Source organism: Sphingobium herbicidovorans (assembly GCF_002080435.1).
GTDB lineage: Bacteria > Pseudomonadota > Alphaproteobacteria > Sphingomonadales > Sphingomonadaceae > Sphingobium > Sphingobium herbicidovorans.
In genome coordinates this window covers 2,471,236-2,485,757 of sequence record NZ_CP020538.1, presented here as the reverse complement: position 1 = coordinate 2,485,757, position 14,522 = coordinate 2,471,236, and the positions used below count along the sequence as shown (strand labels likewise).

The 14,522-nt window shown below is 63.4% G+C and carries 12 protein-coding genes and 1 riboswitch; all 12 genes read right to left on the bottom strand.

Translation table 11 applies throughout. The features are described from left to right. Positions 1-37: 37 nt before the first annotated feature. The 12 genes from gcvH to B6S01_RS12215 all read right to left on the bottom strand — a co-directional run bounded on the left by gcvH (position 38) and on the right by B6S01_RS12215 (position 14,497). Positions 38-409 (bottom strand): glycine cleavage system protein GcvH, encoded by a 372-nt coding sequence (gene gcvH, locus B6S01_RS12270; protein WP_037462442.1) that lies wholly within the window; start codon positions 407-409, stop codon positions 38-40. 30 nt (positions 410-439) lie between these two features. Next, the gene (gcvT, locus tag B6S01_RS12265) at positions 440-1,591 is read right to left on the bottom strand and encodes a glycine cleavage system aminomethyltransferase GcvT (RefSeq protein ID WP_051907978.1); all 1,152 of its coding nucleotides are present in this window, start codon (positions 1,589-1,591) and stop codon (positions 440-442) included. Between the two features lie 177 nt (positions 1,592-1,768). After that, positions 1,769-1,868, bottom strand: a riboswitch (glycine riboswitch). Positions 1,869-1,991: 123 nt separating this feature from the next. After that, positions 1,992-3,149, bottom strand: coding sequence for a deoxyguanosinetriphosphate triphosphohydrolase (locus B6S01_RS12260; protein ID WP_037462444.1), 1,158 nt, complete (start codon positions 3,147-3,149; stop codon positions 1,992-1,994). 10 nt (positions 3,150-3,159) lie between these two features. Then, the gene (locus B6S01_RS12255) at positions 3,160-4,869 is read right to left on the bottom strand and encodes a tetratricopeptide repeat protein (RefSeq protein WP_037462446.1); all 1,710 of its coding nucleotides are present in this window, start codon (positions 4,867-4,869) and stop codon (positions 3,160-3,162) included. A 118-nt stretch (positions 4,870-4,987) separates the two neighbouring features. Next, positions 4,988-6,445: a cell division protein FtsZ gene (gene ftsZ / locus B6S01_RS12250; RefSeq protein WP_037462449.1), complete on the bottom strand. Its 1,458-nt coding sequence runs from the start codon at positions 6,443-6,445 to the stop codon at positions 4,988-4,990. Positions 6,446-6,555: 110 nt separating this feature from the next. Beyond that, positions 6,556-7,842, bottom strand: a complete 1,287-nt coding sequence (ftsA, locus tag B6S01_RS12245) for a cell division protein FtsA (protein ID WP_037462450.1) — start codon at positions 7,840-7,842, stop codon at positions 6,556-6,558. A 5-nt stretch (positions 7,843-7,847) separates the two neighbouring features. Then, on the bottom strand, positions 7,848-8,786 hold the full coding sequence (locus tag B6S01_RS12240; protein WP_037462452.1) for a cell division protein FtsQ/DivIB: 939 nt from the start codon (positions 8,784-8,786) through the stop codon (positions 7,848-7,850). Beyond that, on the bottom strand, positions 8,779-9,738 hold the full coding sequence (locus B6S01_RS12235; protein WP_037462455.1) for a D-alanine--D-alanine ligase: 960 nt from the start codon (positions 9,736-9,738) through the stop codon (positions 8,779-8,781). The genes B6S01_RS12240 and B6S01_RS12235 overlap by 8 nt, the downstream gene beginning before the upstream one ends. Then, complete coding sequence (murB, locus tag B6S01_RS12230) at positions 9,735-10,676, bottom strand: UDP-N-acetylmuramate dehydrogenase (protein ID WP_037462457.1); 942 nt, start codon at positions 10,674-10,676, stop codon at positions 9,735-9,737. Before murB ends, B6S01_RS12235 begins: the two co-directional genes overlap by 4 nt. Positions 10,677-10,713: 37 nt before the next feature. After that, a complete protein-coding gene (gene murC / locus B6S01_RS12225) occupies positions 10,714-12,135 on the bottom strand; it encodes a UDP-N-acetylmuramate--L-alanine ligase (RefSeq protein WP_037462458.1) in 1,422 nt (473 codons plus the stop codon). Beyond that, the gene (gene murG, locus B6S01_RS12220) at positions 12,132-13,298 is read right to left on the bottom strand and encodes an undecaprenyldiphospho-muramoylpentapeptide beta-N-acetylglucosaminyltransferase (protein ID WP_037462459.1); all 1,167 of its coding nucleotides are present in this window, start codon (positions 13,296-13,298) and stop codon (positions 12,132-12,134) included. The genes murC and murG overlap by 4 nt, the downstream gene beginning before the upstream one ends. Continuing rightward, positions 13,295-14,497: an FtsW/RodA/SpoVE family cell cycle protein gene (locus tag B6S01_RS12215; protein WP_037462462.1), complete on the bottom strand. Its 1,203-nt coding sequence runs from the start codon at positions 14,495-14,497 to the stop codon at positions 13,295-13,297. Before B6S01_RS12215 ends, murG begins: the two co-directional genes overlap by 4 nt. Between the last annotated feature and the right edge of the window lie 25 nt (positions 14,498-14,522).

Genomic DNA, 14,522 nt, shown 5'->3' with positions numbered 1-14,522 from the left:
GTCTCCATCCTCCTGCGAAGGGAGGGGCCTATATTTGTTAAAGCGCGGCGACGAACTTCTTGTAGGCGGCTTCGTTCATCAAGCCGTCCAGTTCGCTCGTGTCCGTGATGCGCAGCTTGAAGAACCAGCCATCTTCCTCGGCATCGCTGTTCACGAGCGCGGGTTCATCCTCAAGCGCACTGTTGGCCTCAACGACTTCGCCAGAGATCGGTGCATAAACGTCGGACGCGGCCTTGACCGACTCCACGACCGCGGCATCGTCGCCCTTGTCAAATGTCGTGCCCTCGGCAGGCAGTTCGACGAACACAATGTCGCCCAACTGTTCCTGCGCATAATCAGTGATGCCGACGGTGGCGATTTCGCCCTCGACATCGATCCATTCATGTTCGTCGGTGAAATAACGGCTCATTTGGTGCTTCTCCCCTCGGAAAAGAAAAAATCAGGCTTTGCGGCGATAGCGATGCGGAACGAATGGCATCGGGGCGACGGTCGCGGCGATGCGCTTGCCGCGCACCTCGATTTCGAGCGCGGTGCCGACCGCGCTGTGCGGCAGGCTGACCCAGCCCATCGCGATGGGTGCGCCCACGGTAGGAGCAAAGCCACCGGACGTCACTTCGCCCACCAGCGCCCCTGCCGCGAAGATCGGCGCACCTTCCCGCGCGGGCAAACGGCCTTCTATCTTGAGACCGACGCGTTTCGATCCCGGTCCATCGGCCAGTTCCTTCATCACGCGGGCATGGCCGATGAAGCCCCCCTCCTCCCGGCGGCGTTTCTGGATCGCAAAGCCCAGATCCGCGCCGATGGTGCTGACGGCGGGCGTCAGATCATGGCCATAGAGCGGCAGACCGGCTTCAAGGCGCAACGAGTCCCGCGCGCCAAGGCCGATCGGCTTCACCTGGGGGAAACCACACAGCGCGTCTGCAAGCAGCGTGACATCCTTGCCAGGCACGCTGATTTCAAAACCGTCCTCGCCAGTATAACCAGACCGGCTGATCCACAGCGGCACGCCGCGCCAGGTGAAGAGGCCCGATTGCATGAACAGAAGGTCTGCGGTTTGAGGGATCAGGCTGGCAAGAACCTCGCCCGCTTCCGGGCCCTGCAGGGCGAGCAGCGCCTGCTCGTCCATATGGTTCATGACGACCTCGTCCGGCAGATGTTCAATCATCCAGCCCATGTCGTCATATTTGGTCGCGCCATTGACGACCACGTAAATATCCGCGCCGTCAAAAGCGCCACCGCCGAGGCGGGAGACCATCAAGTCGTCCAGAATGCCGCCTTCCTCATCGAGGAGCATCGAGTACCGCTGGCGGAAGGGATTCAACCCCCTTATGTCGCTCGGCAGCAGATGTTCCAGCGCGTCGTCCACGCCTTCGCCGGAAAAAAGCAGCTGGCCCATATGGCTGACGTCGAACAGCCCGGCATGCTCGCGGGTCCATGCGTGCTCGGCCATGATGCCTTCATAATGGATGGGCATGTTATAACCGGCAAAACCAACCATGCGCGCGCCCTTTGCCCGGTGCCAGGCGTCCAGCGGCAAGTCCTGCAGCGGCAATTCTTCTTCGATATGAGCGATGTCGTCATTGCCGGACATTAAGGGCGGCCTTTCCGTGCGAGTTAATGGCGACAAACGCCACAGTCCGGAATGGGACCTGTTGCGTGTGCCACCCCCTCTGTCACGGAACCTGAGAGCTTTGACCACCGGCAAGTGACCGGATGGCTTACCCCTTCGGTGGGACGGCGATCATACCGTCCGCTTTCCAGAGCGCCTGCCCACGATGCGGTCCTTTGGCCTGAGAGATTCCGGGGCGGTTGCTCCTTCGGCGACGGGGTGGCCTGAAAGGCTTCCCATGCTCTCCCGCATCATGTCCGGGCCCGAATCTTCCGGGCGCCAGAGACCCCTTCGCATTGCGGGAAATGCAGCGCGGCGTCAATTGCTCAATCGGGCGTGCAGTAAAGGTCGAGCGACGCGCGATGGAACGCAACCGGTCGAGTCAGGCAAACGCCAGTTCCCCGAAAATCTCCGCATGACGTTTTTCGGCATAGCGATCGGTCATGCCCGCAATGAAGTCGGCGATATGGCGGCTGCGGCGCGGTTCGTCGAGCAGGCGATCATCCTGCCATTCCGCCGGCATTAGTTGCGGCTGCTGCTGATAGGCGCGGAACAGGTCGCGCACGATGATACGCGCGCGATCGGCGGCGGCCAGTTGCGACGGATGGTGATAGAGCGCCGCATACATGAAGCGTTTCAGTTCCCGCTCCTGCGCCGCAAGTCCGGGCGAGAAGCAGACCAGCGCGCGGCCAGCATCACGCACATCCTCCACCGTCGCGATCCGCGCCTGGGCGATATTGTCCCGCGTCGATGCGATCAGGTCGGTCGCCATGACGCCAATCTGCTCGCGGACCAATTCGCGGAGCAGCCGGTCCTGGGGGATATCGGGATAGCGAGCGCGTACCCGATCCCAGCAATGTTTGACGATAGGCACGGTCAAAAGCTGTTCAAGCGTCAGCAGACCTGCGCGCAAGCCGTCATCAATGTCGTGATTGTCATAGGCGATATCATCCGCAATCGCGGCGAGTTGCGCTTCGAGCGAGGCATGACTGCCCAACTCCAGCGGAAAGAGGGCGTCCACTTCCTGCATCGCCCAGCCCGGATTGTCGATCGGGCCATTATGCTTGGCCAGCCCCTCCAGCATTTCCCAGCTTAGGTTGAGACCGGCAAAGCATGGATAAGGCGATTCCAGCAACATCAGCGTGCGCAGCGTGTGCGCGTTGTGATCGAAGCCGCCATGCTCATCGAGCGCCGCTTCCAGCGCGTCCTCCCCCGCGTGACCGAAGGGTGGATGGCCGATATCGTGGGCAAGGCAAAGCGCTTCGGTCAGATCTTCGTTAAGGCCGAGCGTGCGTGCAGTCGTGCGGCCGATCTGCGCGACTTCCAGGCTGTGGGTCAACCGAACGCGGAAGTGATCGCCATCGGGCGATACGAACACCTGCGTCTTGTGCCTTAGCCTTCGGAAAGAGATGGAATGGATGATGCGGTCGCGATCACGCTGAAAAATGTCGCGCGGCCCGCGCATCTCTCCGCCAGCCTCGGGATGGAGTCTGCCCCGACTGCGGCCGGGGTGCAATGCATAGGGAGCGAGCGTCGTCATGGGGACGCTCTTACTTCCCTCCCAGTCGCTCGACCACCTCTCCCGCGTCGCTTTGCCAGGCGAAGGCGTCGGCGCCTGCGGATTTCAGCTTGGATTCGACAGATTTGGCGCGTGTGAAACTGGCGAACGGTCCGATGAGCAGCCGATTCGTGCGGCCCCAGCTTGCTACCCAGCCGTCCTGCGGGGCGACGTCATCATATTTGCGGCGCAGATTCTTGAGCGTGAACGCCAGCGCGCCGCGATCCGCGCCGATGCCGATCTGGACCCAGTTGCGTGACGGATTGGCGGTTAGCCGCGCCTTTTCCTCTGCGGCCTTCTTTGCCTTGGCGTCCGCTTCAGCCTTGGCCTTTGCGGCGGCGGCGGCCTTTGCCTTGGCTGCGGCGGCTGCCTTTCTGGCCACCTCTGCCTCTGCCTGCTGTTCGGCGCGCTGCGCGGCCTGGAGCGCCGCAATTTCAGCCAGATCGACAGCCGAAACGGTTGGGCGACGTTCCTCTTCCGGGACATCAATGGCGCGGATGATGTCAGCAAGCGAGCGGGTCGCTTCGGGATTGGGCTGCTGACGCGGGGCCGATGCTGCGACTGCCGTTGCTGGCGGCCGTTGCGTTGTCGGTAGCTGCGTGGCGGCGGCGGTGCCTGGCTCGGTCGCGGGAATGGCGGAGACAGTTGGCCTGGACGGCACAGAGGCAGACGCGGGCGGCCCCTGAATTTCGGCCTGGCGCACCGGGGGAGGAGTCTGCGCCAGCGAGGATGGAGCCGGGACCGAGGCGGGCGCCGGCTGGGGCTGCGTGGGCGCGCTCTGCATTGGCGCGGGCGCGGGAGAGCGCGTGGGCCGCTCAGGCTTCACCCGCTGAACGCGCGCATTTGAAGCCAATGCCTGTCGAGCGCCAGCCTGCGCTGGAACGGTGACGGGCCGCTCCGGTGCGGCCGCGACCGGTGCGGATTGGGTAGGCGCGGGCGCAGCGGCCGCCATCGAGGTTCCGACAGTCGTGGGGAAACGCCCGAAATGCACCGCCGCAGCCTTTTGCGCGGGCGTCAGATAGGGCATCTTCTGCATGTAAGGCGTCAGCGCGGAGGCGAGCGAGGGCGGCATCGTCTGGCTCGCAATCTTGCGCGCCTCGTTCTGTTTGTTGTTCATCGCCATGATGAAGGCGCGATAACGCCATGCGCCGCGATCGCTTTTATAGAGAAGAGGCTGAAGCACCTTTTCGGCGGCATCGACTTGGCCGGATATGCCGAGCGAAGCGGCGTAACGATACAGCAGTTCACTGTCCTGAGGCGCGCGTTTCAGGGCGGCCTGATAGTCTCGCTGCGCCCCTGCCTGATCGCCCGTCATGTCGCGGGCCAGACCACGGTCGGCCAGCAGCGTCGCTTCCCCGAAGCCAAGCCGCGTCGCCTGGTCGAACAGCCTCAACGCTTCCGCTGGGTTTTGCGTTTTCAGCATGACACGTCCGAGACCCGCCTTCACCCGGCCGCTATTGGGCTGAATCGCATCGGCGCGCCCGAAAAAGCCCGCCGCCGCGCGCATGTCATCCATCTCGACCGCCGCTTCACCAGCGCCGATCAGCGCATCGACATCCCGCGGGTTGGACGCCAGGCGAGAGAGGTTGCGGCTGAGATTTTCAGCGCCTGAAGGGCGGATCGCCTGAATCTGGGCGGGCTGTGCCTGGGCGGTCCCCGATATGATCAGACCACCTAGAATCCATAAAGCTGAGCGTTTCACACAAGTCCTTTAGCGGATCGATGCGTGAATGGGAAATTTACCGAAGGCAAAAGCGCGCCCGGTCGCCCGATGCGATCGATGGCGCGCTTCGACAGGATAAATGGCTAAGATAGTCGCCTTACTGATTGCTTTGGCGGTTGAGGAAGCGCGGAATGTCGGGAGTCGATCCGGCATCTTCGCTTGCGGCTGCATTCTTGTCCGCACCTCGAGTGAGACCGGCCATACGCTCGAACAGGGTGCCGCCAGTGGCGACCCGTGGCGCAGCCTGCGGTGCGGGAGCAGGCGCAGGCGCCGGTTCCGCTTCCTCCGCCCCGAGCAGGAGTTCATCCTGCGACGGATCCTCGTCGGAAAAGACGGCCGCCGGGCGCGATGGCGTCGTCGGAGCAGGCTTGGGCGTGGCAGCCGCTGGCTGCGCGGGCGCTGCGAGGGGAGCAGGCTCGGGGGCGGCGGGCACGTCCAGCTCCAGCGTCTCGGGCTCCGGCTCAGGCGCTGCGGCGGGAACAGGCGCCGGCTGAGACGCCTGCCGCGATGCCGCAGCGGCGGGGACCGAAACGGCCGGACGGCTGGCGAAGCTGAAAGGCTGGGTCAGCGGCGCGGCGCCAGCGGTCGCTTCGCTGTCGATGCCGGTCGCCACGACCGACACGCGGATCTTGCCGTTCAGCCCGTCATTGAAGGCCGAACCCCAGATGATGTTGGCATCCGGATCAACCAGTTCACGGATATGGTTGGCGGCTTCATCGACTTCCATCAGGCGCATGTCTTCGCCCCCGACGATGGAGACGATCACGCCCTTGGCACCGCGCATCGACACGCCGTCCAGCAGCGGGTTGGCGATCGCCTTTTCCGCCGCCTGAAGCGCACGGCCGTCGCCTTCGGCTTCGCCGGTGCCCATCATCGCCTTGCCCATTTCGCCCATGACCGAGCGGACGTCGGCGAAATCGAGGTTGATGAGGCCCGGCATGACCATGAGATCGGTGATGCCGCGAACGCCCTGCTGCAGCACTTCATCCGCCATCTGGAACGCTTCCTTGAAGGTCGTGTTCGGATTGGCGATCAGGAACAGATTCTGGTTCGGGATGACGATCAGCGTATCGACATGCTTTTGGAGTTCGTCGATGCCGCTTTCCGCCGACTTCATGCGGCGGTTGCCTTCGAAGGTGAAGGGCTTGGTCACGACGCCGACGGTCAGGATGCCCTTGTCGCGCGCAGCCTTGGCGATGACAGGAGCAGCGCCCGTGCCGGTGCCGCCGCCCATGCCAGCCGCGATGAAGCACATATGCGCGCCGTTCAGCGCATCTTCGACAGATGCGATGGTTTCTTCGGCGGCGGCCTTCCCGATTTCGGGACGCGATCCCGCGCCCAGACCTTCAGTAATCTGCGGGCCAAGCTGGATGCGGCGTTCAGCAGGCGAGGCATTGAGCGCCTGCGCGTCGGTGTTGGCCACGATGAAATCGACGCCCTCAACCGACGCGGCGATCATATTCGCAATGGCGTTACCGCCAGCGCCGCCAACGCCGATCACCGCGATGCGAGGCTTCAACTCGTCCACATGCGGTGGGCTGATCTCAATGCTCATAAATACTAGCTCCCTCCAGCTTCGGCGACATGAGCGAAACTGTCATCGAAGATTAATGCAACAGAAAATGGTGTATTTCACCAGCAAATTTCGTTCAGCTTCCGATTTATTCAATAGTTCGTCTTCATCGCCCGCATCATCCGCTGCCACCATTGGGGCGGATTGATACGATGAACGGTCTGAGGCGCGGGCGCTATCGTTCTAAGATCAACCGGGTTCGATGCGCCGTAAAGCGCAAGACCGGCCAGCGTCGCGAAGGCGGGGCCACTATGCGCTTCCGGCATCGCCGCCAGGCCGCGCGGCCTGCCGATGCGAACGGCGCGGCCGAGCGCGCCCTGCGCATAGTCGGCAATGCCTTTCAACTCGGCCCCTCCGCCGGTCAGCACCACCTGCCGCCCGGTCGGGGAATTGAATCCCATTCCAGCTAGTGCCGTGTTGACCTCCGTCATCAACAGATTGAGCCGCTCGCAGATCACAGCGACCAGCGCGGCGCGCGTGATCTTGCCCCCGTCCGCATTCGGGCCAGCGCTTTGCCCCGGCACGGCGACGTCACCATGAGGAGGCGCGATCTCGATCATGTCGCGGAAATCCCGGCGGTTCTGCATCGCCGAACCATAGAAGCATTTGATCCGTTCAGCCTGGCTGCGGCGGATGCCGAAAGCCGATGCAATGTCGTCGGTGATGTCGGATGCCCCCATCGGGATGCTGTGCAGACCGACAAGCATGCCCCCGGCATAAAGCGAGACGTTGGTGACGCCCGCGCCCAGTTCGACCAGCGCGACTCCCAGATCCCTTTCTTCTTCGGACAGGCAGGCAAGGCCGGTGGCGATCGGTGACGCAACGATGGAGTTGACGTTCAGATAAGCGCCGCGCACGCACAGGTCGAGATTGGCCAGCGGGGCGCCATCCGCCAGCACGACATGGATATCTACGCCCAGCAGGTCCGCATGCATGCCCAGCGGCTTTTTGACCGGCACCTTGCCATTGATCGTGAAGCAGGTCGGTTGCGCGTGCAGCACGACCCGGCCATCGGGATCGATACCCTGCTGGCCGGTGGCGAGCAGGTCGTCAATGTCTGGCTGTTCGACCCGGTAGCCGCCCATGTCGCGTTCTACCGTGACGACGTCGCTGACCAGGCTGCCGCCGGAAAAGCTGACCCATACGTCCTCGATATTGGTGCCCGCGACGCGCTCTGCCTGTTCGACGGTTTCGCGCACGGCAAGCTCGGTGCGCTCCATGTCGGCGATGAAACCCCGGCGCACGCCCCGGCTTTCCCGCTGACCCGTGCCCAGGATCGCCAGCTCACCCGTTTCGGTGCGCCCCGCAATCAAAGCGGACACCTTCCACGATCCTATGTCGATCGCGGTGACGAGCTTGTCGACCTTGGGCTGCGCCATGATCGTCAGCCTTCCTCGCCAGCGGCCACTGCCTTGGCTTCGATGTCGGGTTTGCGGCCGGCCTGATCTTGGGGAAGGCGCAGGACGAAGCGGTCGGGATCGCGCATGTCGAACTTAACGATGCCGCGCCCCAGCAGGCGATTGACGCCGTCCATGCGGGCAAAGTTGACCAATGCTGTAGCGGACGCCGCGTCCCCTTCAGGCAGAGAAAGCGTTTCCCCCGATTGGAAGCGCAAGTCCCAGCGGCGATTCCCCACCCATGTCGCGCCGGCCAGCATCGGCTTCAAAGCAGGCGCATTCTCCATCAGCTTGTTGAGCCCAGCAGTCTGGCGGTTGGCATCCGGGCCGACCACCAGCGGCAGATCAGGCATCGCGGCGGTGGAAACGGATTGCAGCACGATGCCCTGCACATCGATCAGATGCAGTTGCCCATCATGCTGCCATACCGCAACCGGATCACGTTCCACGATATCGACGACAAGCGTGTCGGGAAGGCGACGCGAAATACGCGCGTCCTTGACCCAGCCAAGTTTCAACATCTCGTTCCGTACCTTGGGCAGGTCGAGCGAAAGCATGGAGCGGTCCACTTGGCCGAGCGCGATGTTGTAGACCGGCAGTTCGTCCATTCGTTCAACGCCCCGGACTTCCACCTTCTGCACTTCGAAACCGGCGTTAGCAGCGACTTGGGCGACTTTCTGCTCGGCCATGGCGGGCACGCCGAGCAACGCGGCGACGCCTGCGGTCGCGGCGACGACAATGCCGACGATCGCCCAACTCGCCATCCGCTGAAGCGTGTCATCGCTGACAGGGAGGGCATGGACAAGGCGCCCAATCCATGAACGCCGCTTGCCCGGCTTGCCCCGCCCCGGTCCGTTTCTACCACGTGGTCCGGCCGTGCGCGCCAATCGCGCCGTCCCGCCCCGCCGGATACGTGCTTCAGCCATTGCCTGCTCCCCTTGCGCCCTGCTTCTGCTTCAGCGCATCTTCGACAATACGCTCCACCAGTTCGGGATAATCAATGCCGAGTTTCGCCGCCTGTTCCGGCACCAGGCTCAAGGGCGTCATCCCCGGCTGGGTGTTGACCTCCAGCAGGTACAACCCTTCGACACCCTGCGTATCATCCCAGCGGAAGTCAGAGCGCGACGCCCCCCTGCACCCCAGCAACCGGTGCGCGCGAAGGGCGATCGCCTTGCATGCCTCGCTGATTTCGCCGGGGATGTCCGCCGGGCAGACATGTTCGGTCATGCCGTCGGTATATTTGGCGTCAAAATCATAGAAGCCACTCTTGGGCCGCAGTTCCGTGACCAGCAGCGCTTCCTCACCCAACACGGCGGTCGTCAGTTCGCGGCCCCGAATATAGGGTTCGGCGAGCAGTTCGTCGAAGTGCTGCCAGGGCCCTTCCACATCGCGGCCAATGGGGAAACCGTAATTGCCCTCCGGCATGACGATCGCGACGCCTACCGAACTGCCTTCATTGACCGGCTTCACCACATAGGGACGTGGGAGCGGATCTGCGTCGAACAGGCTGGCGCTGGTCACGACATGACCCCCGGGCATGGGAATGCCATGGGGCACCAACGCCTGTTTGGTCAGTTGCTTGTCGATGGCGATGACCGATGTAGCGAGGCCGCTGTGGGTGTAGGTGATGCCCATCAGGTCCATCATGCCCTGCACCGTGCCATCTTCGCCGGGAACGCCGTGAAGGGCGTTGAAAACGACATCGGCATCAGCTTCCGCGAGGCGGGCGGCGACATGGCGATCCATGTCGATCCGCGTCACCTTGTGCCCGCGCGATTCCAGCGCCTTGGCGACGCCTTCGCCACTCGAGAGGGATACGGGCCGCTCGGCGGACCAGCCGCCCATCAGGACGGCAACATGCCAGGGGCCACGGCTCACTTCTTCACTCCCACGCGATTTTCCTGAGCGGCGTGATCTGCCAACAGGCCCACGCGCTGAATTTCCCATTCCAGTTCGATGCCACTCTTTTCCTTCACGCGGCGGCGCACTTCCTCGCCCAGCGCCTCGATGTCGGCGCTGGTGGCATCGCCCATGTTGAGGAGGAAATTGGTGTGTTTCTCTGAAACCTGCGCACCGCCCAGTTGCAGGCCACGGCACCCGGCCTCGTCCACCAGCGCCCACGCCTTGTGACCGGCGGGGTTCTTGAATGTGGAACCGCCGGTCTTGCTGCGGAGCGGCTGGCTTTCCTCGCGCGCGGCGGCGATGCGGTCCATTTCCGCCTGGATGGCGGCGGGATCGCCGGGGATGCCGCGGAATACGGCGCTCACCACCACCGCTCCTTCGGGCAGCATGCTGTGGCGATAGGTGTAAGCCAGCGCGTCGAGCGCCAGCGTCACGCGCTTGCCCGAGCGGAGCACCACATCGCACTCAACGAGGATGTCGCAGGTCTCACGACCATAGGCGCCCCCATTCATGCGCACGAAACCGCCCACGGTGCCAGGAATGGAACGGAGAAACTCCAGGCCCGCAATAGCAGCATCGCGCGCCGTCGAGGATACGAGGATACCAGAAGCCCCTGCCCCGCAGCGAAGCGTCGTAGCATCGACCTGCTCAACCTTGGCGAACGGCTTGCCCAGTCGCACGACGACACCGGGCACGCCGCCATCGCGGACGATCAGGTTTGACCCGAGGCCCAGCGCCATCACCGGAACCTTCGGATCAAGCCGCGCGAGGAAGTCGCACAGGTCCTCGACATCCTTTGGCTCAAACAGCCATTGCGCCACCCCGCCCGCCTTGAACCAGACGAGCGGCGCGAGCGGCGCATCAGCCTTGAGCGACCCGCGAACCGAAGGAAGGGGCGCGACCGTCGTCGTCAAGCGACCACCCCCAGGACCAGAATTTGAGGCAACGGCATCAGGCAGCTTCCCGAGCCGCAACAGCCGGGGCGAGACCCGCTGCCCATTTAGTGATGTCACCCGCGCCGAGACAGACGATCATATCGTCCGCCTGAACATCCGCCGCTATGGCGCGAGCCAGATCGTCAGCGCCGTTCACCGTGGCGGCGGATCGATGTCCGCGCCGCTTGAGACCGGCGACCAGTTCGGCGCTGTCCACGCCTTCAATCGGCTGCTCGCCCGCGGCGTAGACTGGCACCGCATAGACGATGTCGGCGTCGTTGAACGCCTGCTGGAACTCGTCCATCAGGTCGCGCAGGCGGGTGAAGCGGTGAGGCTGGACCACGGCGATGACACGCCCCTTTGCGCCTTCACGAGCGGCGGCGAGGGCTGCCTTGATCTCCACCGGGTGATGGCCGTAATCGTCGATGACCGTCGCAACGCCCTGCCCTGTCGGGATTTCCCCGACCTTGGTAAAGCGGCGCTTTACGCCACCAAATTTGGCGAAGCCGGTCTGGATGGTCGCGTCGTCGATGCCCATCTGCAACGCCACGCCAATGGCGGCCATGGCGTTCAGCACGTTATGGCGACCAGGCATTGGCATTTCGATCCCTTCGATCCTGCGAAGCGAGCCGTCTCGCTCGCGGATCTGCACATCGAAGCGATTGCCGCCGGGGATTGGCTGGACATTTTCGCCGCGTATGTCGGCCTGCGCAGAAAAACCATAGGTGACGATGCGCCGGTCCTGAACGCGCGGCAGGATCGCCTGCACTTCAGGATGGTCGAGACACAGCATCGCCGCGCCATAGAAGGGCACATTTTCAACGAATTCGACGAAGGCGTCCTTCACCTTGTCGAAGCTGCCATAATGATCGAGATGTTCAGGATCAATATTGGTGACAACCGCCAGCGTGCCATCGAGACGCAGGAAACTGCCGTCGCTTTCGTCAGCCTCAACCACCATCCAGTCACTCTTGCCCAGACGAGCATTGGAGCCATAGCTGTTGATGATACCGCCGTTGATAACGGTCGGGTCCACTCCACCCGCGTCCAGCAATGCTGCGATCATGGATGTCGTCGTGGTCTTGCCATGCGTGCCAGCGACCGCCACAGTCGATTTCAGGCGCATCAACTCCGCCAGCATTTCGGCGCGGCGGATGACGGGGACGCGCTTTTCCAGCGCCAGATCGACTTCGGGATTGCCCTTCTTGATGGCGGTGGATGTCACGACCACAGCGGCATCACCCAGATTTTCGGCCTTGTGGCCGATCATCACATCAATGCCCTTCTTGCGCAGACCTTCGACGACATAGCCTTCGGCGACGTCGGAACCCTGAACCTTGTAACCCAGATTGTGCATCACCTCGGCGATACCGGACATGCCGATGCCGCCAATGCCGATGAAATGGATCGTGCCGATGTCGGTGCCGACACCCTTCATGCGGGAACTCCCTGGAGATTGAGGCTGGTCGGCAGCGGGCCGACGCGAAGCGGGTCATTGAGGATGGGCGCATGGCCGATGCTTTCCAGCAGGTCGGCCATGTCGCGCGCCGCATTGGGACGGCCGCAGGCACGGGCGCGCTTGGCGGCGTTCTGAAGCGCGCCAGGTTCCATCGCCATCTTCTGCATCTGCTTGGCCAACTCGACGGCGGTAAAGCGCGACTGCGGGATGGTCCGCGCGCCGCCCGCCTCCGTCATTTCGCGGGCATTGACCGTCTGGTGGTCGTCCATCGCGCTGGGCAGCGGAACCAGAATCGCAGGACGACCCGCGCAGGTCAGCTCCGCCAGAGTCGAGGCACCCGCGCGGGCGATGACGAGATGCGACCAGCTCAACTTTTCGGGCACATCATTGAAGTAGGTCGCCAGGTCCGCCGGGATTTCCAGATCGGCATAAAGGTGGCGAACCCGCTCTATATCTTCGGCGCGGCATTGCTGCGTCACCTGCAGGCGGCGGCGCAAACTGAGCGGCAGCATTCCGAGGCCGTCGGGCACGACAGAGGACAGAATGCTTGCCCCCTGGCTGCCGCCGATCACGAGGACGCGAAAGACGCTTTCATCCGTTAGAGCAGGAAAGTCCTCGTCGCGCAGCGCCTTCACTTCTTCTCGCACGGGATTGCCGACGAGATGCACCTTCGCCGCATATTTGTCGCGAAGGCGCTCGACGCGAGGATAGGCCGTGGCGATCGCATCGACGCGGCGGGCGAGAAGGCGATTGACGCGGCCGAGCACGGCATTCTGTTCATGGATAGCTGTTGGGATGCCGTCGGCCAGCGCGCCCAGCAGCGCGGGCATGGCGGGATAGCCGCCGAAGCCGACCACCGCAGTCGGGCGGAAGGTCTCGTTCAGGCGCCGGGCCATGGCGCGGCCCGCGAGGATCGCTTTCAGCGCGCCCGGCCAGCTCTTCGGATTGCTGGTCATCCGGCCTGCGGGAAGCACGTGAACCTGCGCCCGGTCGAATATCCCCGGGATCTTCGCGCCCCGCTCATCCGTCACCAATGCGACATGATGGCCCCGCGCCATCAGTTCCTCGGCCACGGCATGAGCCGGAATCATATGACCACCCGTCCCGCCAGCCGCGAGGACGAAGTGACGGGAAATGCTCATCGACCACTCCATTTGACGACGGTATGCCGCCCCATGAAGGGATTGCGTCGCGTGAACGCAAGCAGCAGGCCGACCCCGATACAAAGAGCCAGCATAGAGGAGCCGCCATAGCTGATAAAGGGCAGCGTCATACCCTTTGACGGAAATATCTGGGCATTGACGCCCATGTTGATGATCGCCTGCAGCCCGAACTGCATGGTCAGGCCCGCAGCGGCAAGGATCGTGAAATTATCATCCTCGTCCAGCATGCGCAGCAGCACGCGCACCACGACCGCCAGATAGACGCAGGCGATGCCGATGCAGGCGAGCAGGCCGAATTCCTCGCCAATGACAGAGAAGATGTAGTCGGTATGCGCTTCTGGCAGGCTGAACTTGTGCTGGCCCCCGCCCGGCCCCACGCCGGTAAATCCGCCATGCGTGATGGTACGGAACGCAAGTTCGCTTTGATCGGGGCCGGTATCCTGCGCAACACCGATGCCAAGGAAGTCGTTGATCCGCTGGCGGCCGTTTTCATAGAACATATACATTGCCACCAGGCCCGCCAGGCCCGCGCCCGCCATAGCTCCGATGAACCGCATCGACACGCCCGAAAGCAGCAGCAGACATCCCCAGCACGCCAGGAAGATCACCGTCTGGCCAAAGTCCGGCTGCTTCATCAGGATCGCCCCGATCAACAGCGTCAGCGCGCCGGTCAGCGGGATAACGGGCAGCGTCATGTCCTTACCCCGAAGGGACAGCAGCCAAGCCATGGTCACGACATAGACGGGCTTCAGAAACTCCGATGGCTGAAAGCGGAAACCAGGCAGGTCGATCCAGCGGCGCGCGCCATTCACGGTCGATCCCAGGATGGGCACGCAGAACAGCATGACAATGAAGAAGGCCGACAGAAACAGCGCCAACCGCCGCGCCTGCTGACGGGGCAGCATCGAGATGACCAGCATGATGGGGAGGCCAAGGAAGACCCAGATCAGCTGGCGATAGAAATAGATGAGCGGCGTCACAGACACCGCGGTGGTGGAGCGGTCGATCGCCGCCACCGGCGATGCGGCGGCGACCGCAACCAGGCCGATCGCCATCAGAGCTACGATCAGCGACAGGAGGACGCGATCAATCTCCCAGAACCAGATGGCCAGGGCCGTACGCTCACGCGGAACGGTGTGGTTCTTGAACCCCTTCACCAGTTCGCCTGCCCTGAACATTCTGATCGCCCCTTCTTCGCCCCGT